General features: G+C 58.6%; 15 protein-coding genes. 7 read left to right on the top strand and 8 right to left on the bottom strand.

Annotated features, from left to right (window positions below; all coding sequences use genetic code 11):
• Window positions 1–21 precede the first annotated feature (21 nt).
• From AC3WK5_RS16445 to AC3WK5_RS16425, 5 genes are read left to right on the top strand one after another with little or no spacing between them, the layout of a single operon-like run.
• Complete coding sequence (locus AC3WK5_RS16445; RefSeq protein WP_103319901.1) at window positions 22–828, top strand: alkaline phosphatase family protein; 807 nt, start codon at window positions 22–24, stop codon at window positions 826–828.
• Window positions 825–1670, top strand: a complete 846-nt coding sequence (locus AC3WK5_RS16440; protein WP_054593520.1) for an ABC transporter permease — start codon at window positions 825–827, stop codon at window positions 1668–1670. Before AC3WK5_RS16445 ends, AC3WK5_RS16440 begins: the two co-directional genes overlap by 4 nt.
• Window positions 1657–2457 (top strand): ABC transporter permease, encoded by an 801-nt coding sequence (locus AC3WK5_RS16435; protein WP_054593521.1) that lies wholly within the window; start codon window positions 1657–1659, stop codon window positions 2455–2457. Before AC3WK5_RS16440 ends, AC3WK5_RS16435 begins: the two co-directional genes overlap by 14 nt.
• Window positions 2454–3458 (top strand): ABC transporter ATP-binding protein, encoded by a 1005-nt coding sequence (locus tag AC3WK5_RS16430; RefSeq protein WP_103319899.1) that lies wholly within the window; start codon window positions 2454–2456, stop codon window positions 3456–3458. Before AC3WK5_RS16435 ends, AC3WK5_RS16430 begins: the two co-directional genes overlap by 4 nt.
• A 40-nt stretch (window positions 3459–3498) precedes the next feature.
• On the top strand, window positions 3499–4152 hold the full coding sequence (locus AC3WK5_RS16425) for an HAD family hydrolase (protein ID WP_103319897.1): 654 nt from the start codon (window positions 3499–3501) through the stop codon (window positions 4150–4152).
• A 40-nt stretch (window positions 4153–4192) separates the two neighbouring features.
• On the opposite strand, the gene AC3WK5_RS16420 is transcribed toward AC3WK5_RS16425, so the two are convergent.
• Complete coding sequence (locus tag AC3WK5_RS16420; protein ID WP_054593524.1) at window positions 4193–5155, bottom strand: zinc-binding dehydrogenase; 963 nt, start codon at window positions 5153–5155, stop codon at window positions 4193–4195.
• 220 nt (window positions 5156–5375) lie between these two features.
• Here AC3WK5_RS16420 and AC3WK5_RS16415 point away from each other — a divergent pair, with 220 nt between their 5' ends.
• Window positions 5376–7463 carry a carboxy terminal-processing peptidase gene (locus tag AC3WK5_RS16415; RefSeq protein ID WP_177474946.1) on the top strand — a complete coding sequence of 696 codons (2088 nt, stop codon included), beginning with the start codon at window positions 5376–5378 and terminating at the stop codon, window positions 7461–7463.
• Window positions 7464–7590: 127 nt separating this feature from the next.
• Window positions 7591–9348 (top strand): bifunctional diguanylate cyclase/phosphodiesterase, encoded by a 1758-nt coding sequence (locus AC3WK5_RS16410; protein WP_103319893.1) that lies wholly within the window; start codon window positions 7591–7593, stop codon window positions 9346–9348.
• 38 nt (window positions 9349–9386) lie between these two features.
• Here the strand turns inward: AC3WK5_RS16410 and AC3WK5_RS16405 are convergent, their stop codons facing one another.
• From AC3WK5_RS16405 to AC3WK5_RS16375, 7 genes are all read right to left on the bottom strand, one after another.
• A complete protein-coding gene (locus AC3WK5_RS16405) occupies window positions 9387–9689 on the bottom strand; it encodes a contact-dependent growth inhibition system immunity protein (protein WP_103319891.1) in 303 nt (100 codons plus the stop codon).
• A gap of 32 nt (window positions 9690–9721) precedes the next feature.
• Window positions 9722–10018, bottom strand: coding sequence for a contact-dependent growth inhibition system immunity protein (locus AC3WK5_RS16400; protein WP_103319937.1), 297 nt, complete (start codon window positions 10016–10018; stop codon window positions 9722–9724).
• A complete protein-coding gene (locus tag AC3WK5_RS16395) occupies window positions 10008–14810 on the bottom strand; it encodes an RHS repeat-associated core domain-containing protein (RefSeq protein ID WP_492574151.1) in 4803 nt (1600 codons plus the stop codon). The genes AC3WK5_RS16400 and AC3WK5_RS16395 overlap by 11 nt, the downstream gene beginning before the upstream one ends.
• A 229-nt stretch (window positions 14811–15039) precedes the next feature.
• A complete protein-coding gene (locus AC3WK5_RS16390) occupies window positions 15040–15441 on the bottom strand; it encodes an SEL1-like repeat protein (protein WP_103319556.1) in 402 nt (133 codons plus the stop codon).
• Window positions 15442–15813, bottom strand: a complete 372-nt coding sequence (locus tag AC3WK5_RS16385; RefSeq protein WP_019693066.1) for a hypothetical protein — start codon at window positions 15811–15813, stop codon at window positions 15442–15444. It abuts the gene before it with no gap.
• Window positions 15810–16151 carry a helix-turn-helix domain-containing protein gene (locus tag AC3WK5_RS16380; RefSeq protein ID WP_071553958.1) on the bottom strand — a complete coding sequence of 114 codons (342 nt, stop codon included), beginning with the start codon at window positions 16149–16151 and terminating at the stop codon, window positions 15810–15812. Before AC3WK5_RS16380 ends, AC3WK5_RS16385 begins: the two co-directional genes overlap by 4 nt.
• 115 nt (window positions 16152–16266) lie before the next feature.
• Window positions 16267–16722, bottom strand: coding sequence for a YkvA family protein (locus AC3WK5_RS16375; RefSeq protein WP_103319553.1), 456 nt, complete (start codon window positions 16720–16722; stop codon window positions 16267–16269).
• Window positions 16723–16850 lie beyond the last annotated feature (128 nt).

The following is a 16850-nucleotide window of genomic DNA, read 5'->3' as shown; positions in this document are numbered from 1 at the left end:
GATTTTGGAGTTTCCTCCCCCATGAAGCACAACGTCATCCTTGTCGTGCTCGACGGCCTCAATTACGAGGTTGCCCGCCACGCCATGGGACATCTTCAGGCTTATGTCGGCGCAGGACGCGCAGCCCTCTACAAACTCGAATGCGAACTGCCGTCCCTGTCGCGCCCGCTCTATGAATGCATTCTGACCGGCGTCACACCGATCGACAGCGGTATCGTCCACAACAACGTGTCACGCCTGTCCAACCAGCGCAGCGTGTTCCACTACGCCACCGCCGCCGGGCTCAGCACCGCCGCTGCGGCCTACCACTGGGTCAGCGAACTGTATAACCATTCGCCATTCGTGGCGGCCCGCGACCGCCACACCGACAACATTGAACTGCCAATCCAGCATGCGCATTTCTACTGGTCCGATCACTACCCCGATTCGCACCTGTTCGCCGACGCCGAGAACCTGCGTCTGCGTCATGCGCCGAACTTTCTGCTGGTTCACCCCATGAACATCGACGACGCCGGACACAAGCACGGCCTCGACACTGCGCAATACCGCAACAGTGCCCGCTCGGCCGACATCATTCTCGCCGACTACCTGCAAGGCTGGCTCGACGCTGGCTATCAGGTGCTGGTGACCGCCGACCACGGCATGAACAACGACCGCTCCCACAACGGCCTGCTGGCCGAAGAACGTGAAGTACCGCTGTTCGTCATCGGCGATGCCTTCAGCTTCACTCCTCATGCAGCCCCGAAACAAACCGAACTGTGTGGCACTGTCTGCGAGTTGCTGGGTGTTGCCCACGACAAGCCTGTGTGCCGGGAGCTGCTCAAGTGAATTCAATCACCCGTGGCAAATGGCTGGCGGCGTTGTGCCTGGTGCCCTTCGCCATTTTCTTTATCGTGTTCCAGATCGCCCCGCTGTGCTGGGTGCTGATCAACAGTGTGCAATCGGAAGAGTTCGGTTGGGGCCTGGCCAACTTCAACAAGATCTTCAGCTCGAAGTTCTACATGCAGGCGATCCAGTACAGCCTCGAGATCAGCTTCTGGTCCAGCGTGTTCGGCATCGTCATCGCAATCCTCGGCAGTTACTCGCTGCGCCGGGTCGATTCGAAGCTGCGCAACTTCGTCAACGCCTTCGCCAACATGACCAGTAACTTCGCCGGTGTCCCGCTGGCCTTTGCGTTCATCATCCTGCTGGGTTTCAACGGCAGTTTCACCATCATGCTCAAACAGGCCGGGATTATTCAGGACTTCAACCTGTACTCGAAAACCGGGTTGATCATCCTCTACACCTACTTCCAGATTCCCCTCGGCGTGTTGCTGCTGTACCCGGCATTCGACGCCCTGCGTGAAGACTGGCGCGAATCGGCATCCCTGCTCGGCGCCAGCGGCTGGCAGTTCTGGCGGCACATCGGCTTGCCAGTACTGACCCCGGCCTTGCTCGGCACCTTCGTGATCCTGCTGGCCAACGCCCTCGGCGCCTATGCCACGGTCTACGCGCTGACCACCGGTAATTTCAACGTGCTGCCGATCCGCATCGCAGCGATGGTCTCGGGCGACATATCCCTGGACCCGAACATGGCCAGTGCCCTGGCCGTTGTGCTGGTGACGTTGATGACCCTGGTGACCGTGGTCCATCAGTTGCTGTTGAAGAGGAGCTACCATGTCTCGCGCTGAACTGGGCCCCGTCGGTGTCTATCACCGAGTCGTGGTTTATCTGCTGTTCGCCATTCTGTTGCTGCCGCTGGCCGGGACCCTGATCTACTCGATCGCCAGCAGTTGGTCGGCCACCGTTCTGCCCAGCGGCTTTACCTTCAAATGGTATATCCAGCTGTGGAGCGACCCGCGTTTTCTCAACGCCTTTGGCCAGTCACTGCTGGTCTGCGTGGGTGCGCTGATTCTGTCAGTGGTGCTGATCCTGCCGCTGCTGTTCGTGGTGCATTACCACTTCCCGAAGCTCGACGCGCTGATGAACATCCTGATCCTGCTGCCGTTCGCGGTGCCGCCCGTGGTGTCTTCGGTGGGGCTGTTGCAGCTCTACGGTTCGGGCCCGTTCGCGATGGTCGGCACACCGTGGATTCTGGTCGGTTGCTACTTCACCGTGGCGCTGCCGTTCATGTACCGGGCGATTACCAACAACCTGCAGGCGATCAACCTGCGCGACCTGATGGACTCCGCCCAGCTGCTCGGTGCCAGCACCTGGCAAGCAGCGTTCCTGGTGGTGCTGCCGAACCTGCGCAAAGGCTTGATGGTTGCGTTGCTGCTGTCGTTCTCGTTCCTTTTCGGTGAGTTCGTGTTCGCCAACATCCTCGTCGGCACGCGCTACGAAACCCTGCAGGTCTACCTCAACAACATGCGTAACAGCAGCGGTCACTTCACCAGCGCGCTGGTGATTTCCTACTTTTTCTTTGTGCTGGTTCTGACCTGGGCTGCCAATATCTTGAACAAGGACAAAAGCCAATGAGCTATGTCAGCGTCCAACACCTGCAAAAAAGCTACTCGCAAACGGGCTCCGCCGGCACTCCGGTGTTCAGCGACATCAACTGCGAAATCCAGAAAGGCGAGTTCGTCACCTTGCTCGGCCCGTCCGGTTGCGGCAAGTCGACCCTGCTGCGCTGCATCGCCGGACTGACCGCGGTGGATGGCGGCAAGATCCTGCTCGACGGCCATGACCTGGTGCCGCTGAGCCCGCAGAAACGCGGAATCGGCATGGTGTTCCAGAGCTACGCACTGTTCCCCAACATGACCGTGGAGCAGAACGTCGCCTTCGGTTTGCGCATGCAGAAGGTCAACGCCGACGACAGCCGCAAGCGGGTGCTCGAAGTGCTGCAATTGGTGGAACTGACCGATTTTGCCAGCCGCTATCCGCATCAACTGTCGGGCGGCCAATGCCAGCGCGTGGCCCTCGCCCGCTCGCTGGTCACCCGACCACGCCTGCTGCTGCTCGATGAGCCGCTGTCGGCACTCGATGCACGAATCCGCAAGCACCTGCGTGAGCAGATCCGGCAGATCCAGCGCGAGCTGGGGTTGACCACGATATTCGTGACGCACGATCAGGAAGAAGCCCTGACCATGTCCGACCGGATCTTCCTGATGAACCAGGGCAAGATCGTCCAGAGCGGCGATGCTGAAACGCTCTACACCGCACCGGTCGATGTGTTTGCCGCTGGCTTCATCGGCAACTACAACCTGCTCGATGCCGCCAGCGCCAGCAAGCTGCTGCAACGTCCGATCAATGGCCGCATCGCGATTCGCCCGGAAGCCATCGAACTGAGCCGTAATGGCGAGCCGGATGCGCTTATCCGCAGCCACAGCCTGCTGGGCAACGTGATCCGCTATCGGGTCGAGGCTCGCGGCGTTGAACTGGTGGTGGACGTGCTGAACCGTTCGGCGGCTGACCTGCATGCCGATGGTCAACGGCTGGCACTTTCCATCGATCCGACAGCCCTGTGTGAGGTAGCCTGATGTTTTCGCTGTGCACACTGTTAAAGAGAGAGCAGCACTGATGGCTTTGGCAATTTTTGATCTGGACGAAACCCTGATCCACGGCGACTGCGCCTCGCTGTGGAGCGAGCAGATGGCCCGCCTCGGCTGGGTCGACGGCGAATCCTTCCTGCGGCGCGACAAGGAATTGATGGACGCCTATGGCAGGGGCCACCTGGCCATGGAGGATTACATGACCTTCAGCCTGGAGCCGATGGCCGGACGCACCCCGGAAGAAATTGAGCACCTTGTGGCCCCATGGGTCGAAGATTTCATCGAACCGATCATTTTCAGCGACGCCTGCAAAGCCATCGCCGAACACCGCAAGGCCGGCGACCGGATTCTGGTGATCTCCGCCTCTGGCACGCACCTGGTCAAACCCATCGCTGAACGCCTGGGCATCGACGAGATCCTCGGTATAGACCTGGAAGTGACTCACGGGGTCTACAGCGGCAAAACGGTCGGCACCCTGACCTATCGCGAAGGCAAGATCACTCGCTTGCTGGAGTGGCTGGACGCCGAAGAGGAGAACCTTGAAGGCGCAAGTTTCTATTCCGACTCACGCAACGATCTGCCGTTGCTGATCAAAGTCGACCATCCGCATGTGGTCAACCCGGATCCGGTGCTGCTCGAACACGCCGAAAAGGCCGGCTGGCCGATCCACATCTGGAAGTAACCCTGATCGTTCCCACTGCGTGGGAACGATCTCTCAGTAGTCAAATCAGGCTTTCGTCGATCACCAGCACCAACTTGCCCGACACCCGATTGGTCGCAAGCTCGGCGAACGCCGCTTCAGCGTCCTTGATCGGGAAGGTCCTGGCCAATTGCGGGCTCAGGCGCCCTTCGGCGAACAGCGGCCAGACATGCTGGCTCAGGTCACTCAACAGATCGGCCTTGAACTGCTCGTCACGGCTACGCAAGGTCGAACCCAGCAGCTGAATCCGTTTGGCCAGCACCTGCGCCAGATCCAGCGGCGCTTCACGGCCGCCCATCAAGCCGATCAACAGCCAACGACCGTCGAGCGCCAGTAACTTCAGGTTCAGCGCGGCATAGTTGGCACCGACCGGGTCGAGGATCACATCGAACGGCCCCAAGTCACGCAAACCATCCAGCCCATCAGTGCGCACCACCCCGCCTTGCGCACCCAGCGCCTCGCAGTAGGCCAGCCGGTCCGCCGAACCGACGCTGACCCAGCACGGGTTGCCGAACGCCTTGCATAGCTGAATGGCAGCTGAACCAACCCCACTTGCCCCGGCGTGCAGGAGAACTTTCTCACCAGGCTTGAGCGCAGCCAATTGGAACAAATTCAGCCAGGCGGTGCTGTAGACCTCGGGCAACGCTGCTGCTTCGACCAGCGACAAGCCTTCGGGCGCGGGTAATACGTGACGGCCATCGACCACCACTTCTTCGGCCATCCCACCGCCCGCCAGCAGTGCGCAGACACGGTCTCCGACCTGCCAGGACGACCCTGCGCCGACCTCGCTGATCACACCTGAACACTCGAGGCCCAGCACCTGACTGGCGCCCGGTGGTGGCGGATAGAGCCCTGCCTTCTGTAACAAATCGGCTCGATTGAGGCCCGCTGCCGCCACTCGAATGCGAACTTGTCCTACGTCACACGTCGGACTGGGCGCTTCAACCCACTCCACTCGACCTTCAACGCCTTGCAATGCTTTCACAGTGCCTCCATAGTGAGTCTGGACTGAGCCCGATGCTGTAGCGCCGGGTTTTTTGCATTATGCGACCGGCCCAGGGTCGTACGAAAATTCGCCGAGTGGCGATCAGGCAGTTTTAATCCAGCCTGATCGATACGCGAGCAGTTTGCGTAGAGCCTTGTGGAACCGGCGACTTTAAAGACGGCCTAATATGCGTTATCAATTGCCCCCGCGTCGAATCAGCATGAAGCATTTGTTCCCCAGCACCGCACTTGCGCTTTTCATTGGCCTGGGCAGCTTGTCGCTGTCGCCTACTACGTTCGCAGCCAATAGCTGGGACAACCTTCAGCCCGATCGTGACGAGGTGATTGCCAGCCTTAACGTCGTCGAGTTGCTCAAGCGCCACCATTACAGCAAGCCGCCGCTCGATAACGCACGTTCCGCGATCATCTACGACAGCTACCTGAAGCTGCTCGATCCGTCGCGCAGTTATTTCATGGCCAGCGACATCGCCGAATTCGACAAATGGAAAAACCAGTTTGACGAGTTCCTCAAAAGCGGTGACCTGAACGCCGGGTTCACGATTTACAAGCGCTATCTGGACCGCGTCAAGGCGCGTCTGGACTTTGCCTTGGTCGAGCTGAACAAAGGCGTCGACAAGATGGACTTCACCACCAGGGAAACCTTGCTGGTCGATCGCAAGGACGCCCCGTGGCTCAAGACCACTGCCGAGCTCGACGACCTGTGGCGCAAACGCGTCAAGGACGAAGTGCTGCGAATGAAGATCGCCGGCAAAGACCCCAAGCAGATTCAGGAAACCCTGACCAAGCGTTACAAGAATCAGCTGTCGCGTCTGGACCAGACCCGTCCGGAAGACATCTTCCAGGCGTACATCAACAACTTCGCCATGTCCTACGATCCGCACACCAACTATCTGTCACCGGATAACGCGGAGAACTTCGACATCAACATGAGCCTGTCGCTGGAAGGCATCGGCGCCGTGTTGCAGAGCGATAACGACCAGGTGAAAGTCGTGCGCCTGGTACCGGCAGGCCCGGCGGACAAGACCAAACAGGTTGCACCGGCCGACAAGATCATCGGCGTTGCCCAAGGCAGCAAAGAAATGGTCGACGTCGTCGGTTGGCGCCTGGACGAAGTGGTCAAGCTGATCCGTGGACCGAAAGGCACTGTGGTGCGCCTGGAAGTGATCCCGGCCAGCAATGCGCCAAACGACCAGACCACCAAGATCGTCTCGATCACCCGCGAAGCGGTAAAGCTTGAAGATCAGGCGGTGAAGAAGTCGGTCCTCAACCTCAAGCAGGACGGCAAGGACTACAAGCTCGGCGTCATCGAGATCCCGGCCTTCTACCTGGACTTCAAGGCGTTCCGTGCCGGTGATCCGGACTACAAGAGCACCACCCGCGACGTCAAGAAGCTGCTGACCGAACTGCAAAAAGACAAGGTCGACGGTGTAGTCATCGACTTGCGCAACAACGGCGGCGGTTCCTTGCAGGAAGCCACCGAGCTGACCAGTCTGTTCATCGACAAAGGTCCGACCGTGCTGGTACGTAACGCCGACGGCCGGGTCGATGTACTGGAAGACGAAAACCCGGGCGCCTTCTACAAAGGCCCGATGGCGTTGTTGGTCAACCGTCTGTCTGCTTCGGCTTCGGAGATTTTTGCCGGCGCCATGCAGGACTACCACCGTGCGCTGATCATCGGAGGCCAGACCTTCGGCAAAGGCACCGTGCAAACCATCCAGCCGCTGAACCATGGCGAGCTGAAACTGACACTGGCCAAGTTCTACCGGGTTTCCGGACAGAGCACCCAGCATCAGGGCGTGCTGCCGGATGTCGACTTCCCGTCGATCATCGACACCAAGGAAATCGGCGAGAGCGCCCTGCCGGAATCCATGCCGTGGGACACCATTCGCCCGGCCATCAAGCCGGCAGTCGACCCGTTCAAACCGTACCTGGCACAGCTCAAGTCCGAGCATGATGCCCGTTCGGCCAAGGACGCGGAGTTTGTGTTCATTCGCGACAAACTGGCACTGGCCCAGAAGCTGATGGCGGAAAAAACCGTCAGCCTCAATGAAGCCGAACGTCGCGCGCAACACGCCGATATCGAAGCCAAGCAGCTGGTGATGGAAAACATCCGCCGCAAGGCCAAGGGCGAAGATCCGCTCAAGGAACTGAAGAAAGAAGACGAAGACGCCATCGCGGCCGAACCAGATAAGACCAAACCGGAAGACGATGCCTACCTGAGCGAAACCGGGCGGATCCTGCTGGATTACTTGAAGCTGAACACCGCGGTCGCCAGCAACAAAAAGTGATGGCAATTTAATGCTGACGATCCCCGGATCGTCATCAAACAGTCATCATTCTGTCGTGAAATAAAGGACTGGGCCCGCTCTTTGAAAAAGAGCGGGCCCGGTCCTTTTTTTATCGCCAGAGATCGCCATGACCACGACCGAACAGCTGAGTGCCTTGAGTTCAATACTGGCTCAAAGTGGGTTGCACAGTCTGTTCCAGCCGATCGTTTCACTGTCCGAACGACGCATCCTCGGCTATGAAGCCCTCAGTCGCGGGCCCTCCAACAGCCCTCTGCATTCGCCCATCGCGTTATTCGCCGTGGCCCGCCAGGCTGGTCGTCTCAGCGAACTGGAAATGGCCTGCCGACACAGCGCCTGCCGCCGCTTCAATGAACAGCAGTTACCGGGCAAGCTCTTTCTTAACGTCTCTCCCGAATCGTTGCTCGAAGCCGGCCATCAACCGGGTAGAACCTTGCAAATGCTCCAGGACTTCGGCATTCCGCCAAGTCAGGTGGTGATCGAGCTGACCGAGCAAACCCCGACCGACGACTTTCAGTTGCTGCAAAATGCATTGCATCACTACCGTGCCATGGGTTTTTCGATTGCACTGGATGACCTGGGCGCCGGGTATTCGAGCCTGCGGCTCTGGTCGGAACTGCGTCCGGACTATGTGAAGATTGACCGGCATTTTATCGATGGCATTCATCAGGACGCGCTCAAGCGCGAATTCGTCGGCTCGATCCTGCAGATCGCCAAAGCTTCGCGGGCACAAGTCATTGCCGAAGGTATCGAACTGCCGGAAGAACTCGCGGTGTTGACCGAGATGGGGGTCGACCTGGTGCAGGGCTATCTGTTGTGCCGTCCGCAGGAGCACCCGCCACGGGACGCCCGGACGATGATGCCCAAGCACGACAGCAGCGCCGTGGCGCTCAACGATGAAGGCAGCGACCTCAGCGCCCTGCTCAACGAACATCCGGCTGTACACCGCGATACCCCTACCGCTGACGTGCTGGAAGCCTTCCGTCGTCAGGCCAACCTGAACTCGCTGGCAGTGCTCGACGAACTCGGTCAGCCCTGTGGCATCGTCCACCGTCATTCGCTGTCCGATGCGCTGCTCAAGCCGTTTGCCACCGATCTGTTCGCGCGTAAGCCGATCAGCCGGCTAATGAGCGATGACTTCCTCGCCGTTGAGCTCAGCCAGTCGCTGCAACAGGTCAGCCGGCTGATCACCAGCCGCGCCCGGCAGCGCATCGAAGAGGACTTCATCATCACCCTCAACGGCGGCTATCTCGGCCTGGGTCGGGTGATCGACGTGCTCAAACTGATTACCGAACTGAAAATCCAGCAGGCCCGCTACGCCAACCCGCTGACCCTGTTGCCGGGCAACGTGCCGATCCAGCAGTGCCTGAGCCGGCTGCTACAACAGAGCCGCGAGTCGGTGATCTGCTATGTCGACATCGACAGTTTCAAGCCTTTCAACGATATCTACGGCTACGGCCGCGGCGACGAAGTCCTGCTGTGCCTGGCGCAATGCCTGAACGACCGCGTCGACCCCAGCCGCGATTTCGTCGGCCATATCGGCGGCGATGATTTCCTGCTGGTCCTCGGCCCGGAAGACTGGCGCAAGCGCCTGAACCAGCTGCTCGAGGACTTCCACAGCCAATGCCGACGCTTCTACCGCAGCGAACACCTGGAGGCCGGCTGCTTCATCGCGCCTAATCGTCAGGGCGTCCGCCAGGAATTTGCGCTGCTGTCGCTGTCGATTGGCGTGGTGCATCTACACCCAGAGGCCTGTGGACAACTCGACGCCAGCCAACTCGCGGAAATGGCCTCACAGGCCAAGCATCATGCGAAGAATGTTCAGGGGGGGAGTATTTATGTGATTGATAGTTTGGGGGTGTTGTAAAAAAATCTGTCCCGTTTACACGCTCCGTTCTTTGTTTGTCACTTAATACGACTAGCAATATACCTCAACCATAACTCACCTGACTCCCACGCATTCCAGTAGCAGTAGTAACAGCTCAGTTCTTTCAATAAGTACTCCCTTAATTCCAATTCATCCTTCTTCTGGTTAAGCAGCGCATTGAGCTCTTGCCGCACCAGCATTAGATCCTCGGGGTCAGAATCGGCTAAAAAAGCATCAATCACTTGCTCAGGAGCCTCATATTCAAGCGTCCAATCTTGATGAAAGTACGCTCCAAAAAAATCGTGCAGCTGGGAAAGTTTACGTTCACACCCATTATTCAAGACAAGTGATAGATCTACATATCAAATATCGCTCACTCGCCAAGAATACTAACAACATGATTCAACCACACTTCCCCCGATTCCCATTCATGCCAGTAGCAGTAGCAGCAGCTCATATTTTTCAGCAGAAACTCTCTTAACTCAAGCTCACACTTATGCATCTCTAGCAGAGTAGAAATTTCATTTTTCACTCCTGAAATGGCCTCCACGGTAGAGTCGGATAGAAAAGACCTTACAACATCATCAGCCGCCTCATACTCACACATCCAATCCTCATTAAAATAGGCTCCCAAGAACTGATAAAGCTGTGAAAAAGAATCATCGATCACTTGCATACCCCGTTAATATATTGTACCCAGTCGGCGAATTTGGCGCTCTCTGAAGTATCAATTTGACGATAGATAAAGGCTCGAGTTTTCCACTATGACGAACGACTCCAACGCCTATTGGTACTGGCATTTGCTGCGCAATAACAAGTTTGCGCGCTCTACCGCTCAGAAAATCATCAATTATCTCCTCATTTTTAGCTATAACACTTAAAACTGTTGACTCAGCAGCAGCCCTATTTGGAAACGTCGATGCTATTGGTATATGTGGCTCGGCATTGAGCCTGTCTCGCAACTGCACCTCTGTCCGACCGACATGCTTCGCAATAAGATGCCCTCCTTGAGCCTCATGTGCCGCTAAACCTCCACCCGGAACAATCTCGCTAAATGGTCCATCCGCCTCTATCTCTCCAGGGCATCGGCATGACAACCCCAACGGATCAACCCACCCCGTCGGATTCGGGGTGTACTGATACCCGTTTAACCCACCCGCCAGCTTGCTCGGATCCGGCGTCAGGTAGCGGCCAATGTCCGGATTGTAGTAGCGATGCCGGTTGTAGTGCAGGCCTGATTCAGCATCGAAATACTGCCCCTGAAAGCGCAACGGTTGCTCAAGCTGTTCTTCGCCAAAGTGCTTCAGGCTGGCGAGTTTTCCGTAGGCCTTGTAGGTCGCCGACCAGACGATCTCGCCGCTGTAATCCGTCAGTTCCTGCGGGGTGCCGAGGTGATCGAGCTGGTAGTAGAACGGACAGGCCTTGCGCGGACCGAAGCCGTCGAGCATGGCCAGGGGGCGGAAGCTGCCGGGTTCGTAGAGGTAGCTGCGGTAGTGTTCTTTGCCGCGTTCGGCGACGAGGTTGTCGCCTTGCCAGAAGAACTCGGTGGTGTGGCCATCGACGGTTTTGGCGATGCGCCGACCGAAGGCGTCATAGCGGTAGCTGGCAGTTTTGCCATCCGGCAGCGTGATGCCGATCAACCGGTGCTGGCAGTCGTAGCGGTATTCGGTGACGAGTTTCTGCCCGGTGCCTCGGCGTTCGCGGATCAGGTTGCCGAAGGCGTCGTAGTCGTAATGGCGGTCGCCTTGCAGCAGCAGGCGGTTGCCTTTGATCGTCGCCAGGCCCGGGCGATCGTGCATCTGCAGGTTGCCGGCAGGGTCATGGGCAAAGCTTTCCTGCTGTGGATCGCGAGAGTGGCGGACGCGAACCAGGCGGTTCAGCGGATCGTAGTGATAGTTGCGCTGGCCGTGACGACTGTCGGCAATGAAGTCGAGGTTGCCGTTGGCGCTGTAGGCGTAATCGCGACGATGGCGTGGCTGCTCAGCATGAGAAACCGCGTGGGCGCGCAATCGACCCTGTTCATCGTAGAGATACCGACTGAGCAGTTGACCCTGCTGGCGTTGCTGTTCGCGTCCCGCGTCAAAGACGTGCGTGGTCAGCCGCGTGCCGTTGAGGTCGATAGCGCTGAGCGCGCCGCCCTTGGCATGGTGGTAGTCGAGGGTGCTGTTGTCCGGCAGGCGCAGGTGATCGAGTTGACCGCAAGCGTTGTAGCGATAACGCAAGGTGCCCCAACCCTGATGCTCAGTGATCAGTCGGTCTTGCTGGTCGTACTCGAACTCCAACGGGTGGTCGCGACCGTCATCGATGCTGACCAGACGACCAAGGCTGTCGTAGCGATAGTCGACCTTCTGGCCATCGGGCAAGGTCTTGACCAGCAAGCGCCCCGCCGCATCGCGCTGGTAAGCGGTGATCAGCGTTGAGCCGTCATCGCCGAACTCGGTTTTCTCCAGCAGATGGCCGTTGAGGTCATAGCGGTACGCGGTGCGCCGACCATCAAAACCGGTTTCTTGCTCGATCAGTCCGTTGGCGCCGTACGCCAACTGATACTTTTCGCCTACCTCGTTTTCGATTTCGCTGAGCAACAACCGCGCGTTGTCGTAGCGATAGTGCAACTGGCTGCCGTCGGCATTGATGCGACGGCTGACCAGATGCAGGTCATCAGCGTATTCGTAGCGCGTGACCTGGCCCGACTCATCGCGTTCGGCGATGAGTTTTCCGTAGGCGTTGTAGCTGAAGGCGCGGGTGACACCTCCAGGCAAAGTGGTCTGGATCAGCCGGCCGAGAACGTCCCATTGATACTGGGTGACCGCACCCTGTGCATCCTGACGACGGCTTTGCCGGCCCAATGCGTCGTAAGCGAAATACCGCCGGCCACCGTCCGGCAATTGCTCTTCGGTCAGTTGCCCCAAGCCGTTCCAGACGAACACATGCCGACTGGTGTCCGGATAGCGGATCGACAGCAGTCGCCCTCGATCATCGTACTGGTAATGGGTGACATGCCCATCAGGGTCGATTTGCTCAGCGATATCACCCTGGATGTTTCGCTGGTACTTCCAACGCGCCTTGCCCCGACGCATCACCCGAACGAAACCGTTGTGATACTCGTAGTAAGTCGGTTCGTCTTCTGGCGGAATGACCGCCAGCAACCGCCCGGCGTCGTCATAGGTGTATTGGGTGACACCGCCGAGAGGATCTTTCTCGGCCACCAACTGACCGTTATCGTCGTAAGCCTTGAGGTGTTCGGCCCCGCCCGCCTCGACCTTGCGCACCAGCCGCGCCTGCTGGTCGTGGACGTAAACCTCTTGGCTGCCATCGGCGTTGTGCAGCGTGACGCTGCCGTTATCGTCCCAGGCATAACGGGCGTCCATCTGCGCAAAACTCGCCCAGTGCCGCACGCATCGGGCGGCTTTGCCTTCGCGCTCCCATTCCCAGAAAAAACTCGCGCCGCCAGCCAGTTGCCGCTGGAGAATCACCGCCTGATTGTCGTAGTCGTAACGCTCGCTTTCGCCTGCGGCGTTGATGGCTTCGATCAGCCGATGGCAGTCGTCATAGCGATAGGCGACCAGCGTTAGCTCGGTCTGCCAGGCTTCATCGGCACTCGCAGCCGCACGATAGACTTGATAGTCGACGGCGATCAGATGTCGCCGGTCGTAACACAACAGCAAGGCGCGACCGGCGCCGTTGTCCAGACGTTTGATCCGCGCCTGGCGATCGCGGGTGATACGCAGGCGGTTGTTGTAAGGGTCGCTGATGGCCGTGAGGTTACCGTCACGAAAATGGTAGAACCGTGTCGCCTCACCGGCCTGAGCGAGGATCAGTTCATCGACGTCGTCACCCAGATAAATCGCTGCACGGGACAAACTGTTGTGGATCGCCGGACGCTCGACGCTCGGTCTCGGAAATCGTGTGCGGCGGTTTTCGTGGTCGATCCAGATGACGTTGTCACCGTCGATTTCCAGGCGATGCGCCAACGAGTGGCTCCAGCCAAAGCCCAATCCGCTATCGATTTCGACTGCGCTGGTGCGGTACAACCGGGTGAAGGCGAACGGCAGCACACCATCGAGCTCGCCATCGGTGAGGGTCAGCAGTTCTTCGCCAGTGACCATCGACACCGGGCAGCCGTTGGTGCAAGTCAGTGCAACGCAGTCGGCACTGTCGCCCTTGGGGTTTTTCGCCTGATCCGGGGCGTTGTCGTGATGCTCCTGCTTGCTCAGGCTGGTCTTGGGTCCAGACTTGTTGCGGGCGATGGCCGCAGGGTTTTTCACGTAAAGGATCGGCGCTTCGCCAGGGGTAATCTTCAGTGGCCCCCGGGGTGTTGGCGCCAGCGACGCATTTCGGGCACTCACCATCAGCGGCTTGAGCGCATCGGCATGACTGCTGAAACGCTGATTGCTCGACACTTGCGCCAGTCGGATGCTCAAGGCTGCCAACCACTGTCGAGCACGCGGCGACTTGATCTTCCCCAGCACTTTGGCGCCCACACCGGCCCCAACGCCCATCGGTCCGGTCACGCAAGCCAGGAGCAATCCAACCAACACACCTGTACGTATTTCGGCCATTACTTCGGCTTCGTACTGCGGCGGTAGCATCCGCAACCAGCTGGTGACGGCCGTCAGATAGATGAACAGCAACGGTTCATCGCTGAGCACCAGCAACCCATTGGCAATCGCTTCTGTGGAAGCGTTGAGCAGGGTTTCGAGCTCGGCCTGGGTCAGGTACTCAAGGAGCTTTTCACTGTTAGCTTGCAGGTCGGCCAGCAAGTGATAGAACTGCTGAACATCGTCCCAGAGGTCGAGCAAGGCGCTTTCAACACCCCGTTGATCAGCCTGCTGCAAGGCGTTGTAGCGCTCGATAAAACCGCTTTGCGAAAAGCTCACCCACAACGGTTGAAACTCGTTCATCCACTCGCTTTGCAGCCAGTCCTCAAGCTCGGCAATGGTGGTTTGATAAGAGGCGTAGAGCGCCTTGACGTGGTCTTGAGAGACGTTGGGGTAAAAGGTGATTCGGTGCCGCTGGCCGCGCCAGCATTCGGGGACTTCGAGGATGCCGCCAGGACCGATAACTGCGTGGACCGGCTCGCCGACCACCTCATCCCCTCCCGGCCCATCGATCAATGCTTCAAGCATCACCGGGGTATTGCCGATCGGCACAAAACGCGCCGCCTCGAACATGTGCACCAGGGTCAACGATCCGCCGGCCGGACAGGACGCAACGGTGGCGCTGATCGGAGTGGTCGAATTTTTCGGTGCACTGAGCCTGACGTCGTTGCCAACCTTGAACACCTGCTCGACATCCAGCGCTGCGCCCGTCCAGAAACTATCGGCCCAGGAATCGTAGTCACTGAGGCAGTGCCGAAAGTCGTTGAAGACGGCTTGAATGTCCGGGCTTTTCGGGTTCAGCGCAGCAATGACCAGATGGCCAATGGCAGTGTTCAAGGCCTGCAGGTTTTTTGGATCGAGCATTCTCAATCTTCGCGCGGTCACTGTGGGACGCGAGACTGTGCGGGGATTGCGCGGGGAATGAAGTCAGGACAAACGGAGGATGATGTAGGGTATTTCGTTAAAGCGAAGGGGATGGCTCAATCAAGCAGAACGGGCACTGCTTGATCGGCGAATACTTTACAAACACCTGTAGGAAAGTGGCTCACCCGCGATCGCAGGCTAACCGGATCAGCCGGTGCGAGAGTGGCCGTCAAGCATCACGTGACGCCAGTTCCTTGAGCTTGATCTCGGCCAGCGGATGTCCGGCTTTGGCCGCCATCTTCCACCAACGCGCCGCCTCGGCAGCGTCAGGGGCCTTGCTCGGTGTTCCGGCAAGGCTGATCACCCCGACCTGATAGGCTGCTTTACCGTCCCCCGCCAATGCGGCAAGGCGCAACAAACGTACGCCTTCTTCACGGGCACCGAGCCCTTGGCCACGGAACGTCAGGATGTGGCCATAGAAGCTTTGCGCACCGACATCACCAAGGTTCGCCATGCGCGCGAACTGGCCTTCAAGCCAGCTCCAGCCGCGTGGCTGGCGGACAAACCATGACCAATGAAACAGCCTGCGTGCCAGCCAGTAACTGGCACGGGCCTTGAGTCGCCAGAGCATTCAGGCCTCCGCAGATTCAGGGTATTCGTACTCAAACACCCGCACTACTTCCGACGCATGCCAGGACGCGGCAGCCACGCCATCGGAAGGCCCGGAGAAACGCCCCAGGCGCTCGACGCACTCGAAAAACCCGGTGCGCGGCAGACGGCTCGCGCCCTGGCTGATCACCAGCGAGCTGCGCAACGGCTGCTCGGCCCGTGCATCCAGAGCCGCCAGGTGCTCAAGCGCGGCAGTCAGGGTTTGCATGGCTGGGCTCGGTAACTGCAGACGCTCAAGCAAAGCGCGATACGTCAAAAGATGACGCTGGCGACGGGCCTGATCCAGCTCGCCGATTAAACCGTCCCAATGCTGACGACTGATGCGTACGCTCACGATTCATCCCTCCATCCCGGCACCGTCAATTCCCAGGCCAGGCTGCGGCGAATCGCTGCGTCAGGTTGACGCTCGCCACTTTCGATCAAGGCCAGGTAAGACGGGCTGATGCCTACCGTGCGGGCCAGCGCCTCAATGGCGATGCCCTTCCCTTCGCGCAAACTGCGTAGTTGATCCAGACCTGGAAGAACCTGGTCTGCTGTGGCCGCGTGACGGACTGTCGCTTCACGCGGTGGTTGTTCAGTGACGCCTGCTGCTTTCAATAACGCTTGATACTGAGCCCACGGCAGAACCGCATATTCGGGTTCGCCATCACGTGCAATTATCTGAATATCCATGACTACCCCGTAGGACAACAACACTTAGCGAGTCAGCACTTTTCCTTAGAAGTGTAATCCTAACAGCCGATAAGGTCGCGAGGGGCGATCAATCTGTGGATGAACCTGATTCAACTCAGGTTTTTTTCGGGCCTTGCAGTTGTAATTGCTCCGGCGTATCAGGCAAGCGCTCCACGACCGCAAGCTTTTCTGGACTCTGACGGTCGCGCCAGGTACGGAAAGCGCTCAGTTCGTCATCGAGGGTTTTCATCACCCAGGCCAGCACGGCGATGTCATCGAGCATGCCAAATACCGGGATGAAATCCGGGATCGCGTCGAGCGGGCTGAGGAAGTACATCAGCCCCGCCACCACTACCAGCATCGATTTGCGACTGATGTCCCGATACTCGCCGCGCCAGTACGCCAGGCACAATGCCTGCAGCAATCGCAGGTCATCTTTAAGCTTGCCCAAACGGTTACCCTGGCTCGCGCCTTTTCTGGCTACGGCAAACAACAGGGCCGGTAATCGCCCACGACTGAGCAACCTTCCCGCCAAGGGTAAAAATCGAGCGAAGTTCCAAGGTGCTTTCATCATCTCTCCCGCTGAAATGTTATCCACACAAATTGTGGATAACCTTGTGAACAGAGCCGCTTTTCACGCCTGAAGGCCACGTCCTACAAGGGCTAAGCTCAGATCGGGCGTTTTTTACTCACATAAAA

This window comes from Pseudomonas sp. FW306-02-D09B (assembly GCF_058782685.1).
The sequence above is the reverse complement of the archived record's forward strand: the minus strand, read 5'-3'. Positions and strand labels throughout refer to the sequence as shown.

What these genes read in the sequence shown, in the direction of transcription:
- AC3WK5_RS16445 (WP_103319901.1), top strand. Translation starts at nt 22, where the DNA reads ATGAAGCACAACGTCATCCTTGTCGTGCTCGACGGCCTCAATTACGAG.
- AC3WK5_RS16435 (WP_054593521.1), top strand. Translation starts at nt 1,657, where the DNA reads ATGTCTCGCGCTGAACTGGGCCCCGTCGGTGTCTATCACCGAGTCGTG.
- AC3WK5_RS16430 (WP_103319899.1), top strand. Translation starts at nt 2,454, where the DNA reads ATGAGCTATGTCAGCGTCCAACACCTGCAAAAAAGCTACTCGCAAACG.
- AC3WK5_RS16425 (WP_103319897.1), top strand. Translation starts at nt 3,499, where the DNA reads ATGGCTTTGGCAATTTTTGATCTGGACGAAACCCTGATCCACGGCGAC.
- AC3WK5_RS16415 (WP_177474946.1), top strand. Translation starts at nt 5,376, where the DNA reads ATGAAGCATTTGTTCCCCAGCACCGCACTTGCGCTTTTCATTGGCCTG.
- AC3WK5_RS16410 (WP_103319893.1), top strand. Translation starts at nt 7,591, where the DNA reads ATGACCACGACCGAACAGCTGAGTGCCTTGAGTTCAATACTGGCTCAA.
- AC3WK5_RS16395 (WP_492574151.1), bottom strand. Translation starts at nt 14,810, where the DNA reads ATGCTCGATCCAAAAAACCTGCAGGCCTTGAACACTGCCATTGGCCAT.
- AC3WK5_RS16390 (WP_103319556.1), bottom strand. Translation starts at nt 15,441, where the DNA reads ATGCTCTGGCGACTCAAGGCCCGTGCCAGTTACTGGCTGGCACGCAGG.
- AC3WK5_RS16380 (WP_071553958.1), bottom strand. Translation starts at nt 16,151, where the DNA reads ATGGATATTCAGATAATTGCACGTGATGGCGAACCCGAATATGCGGTT.
- AC3WK5_RS16375 (WP_103319553.1), bottom strand. Translation starts at nt 16,722, where the DNA reads ATGAAAGCACCTTGGAACTTCGCTCGATTTTTACCCTTGGCGGGAAGG.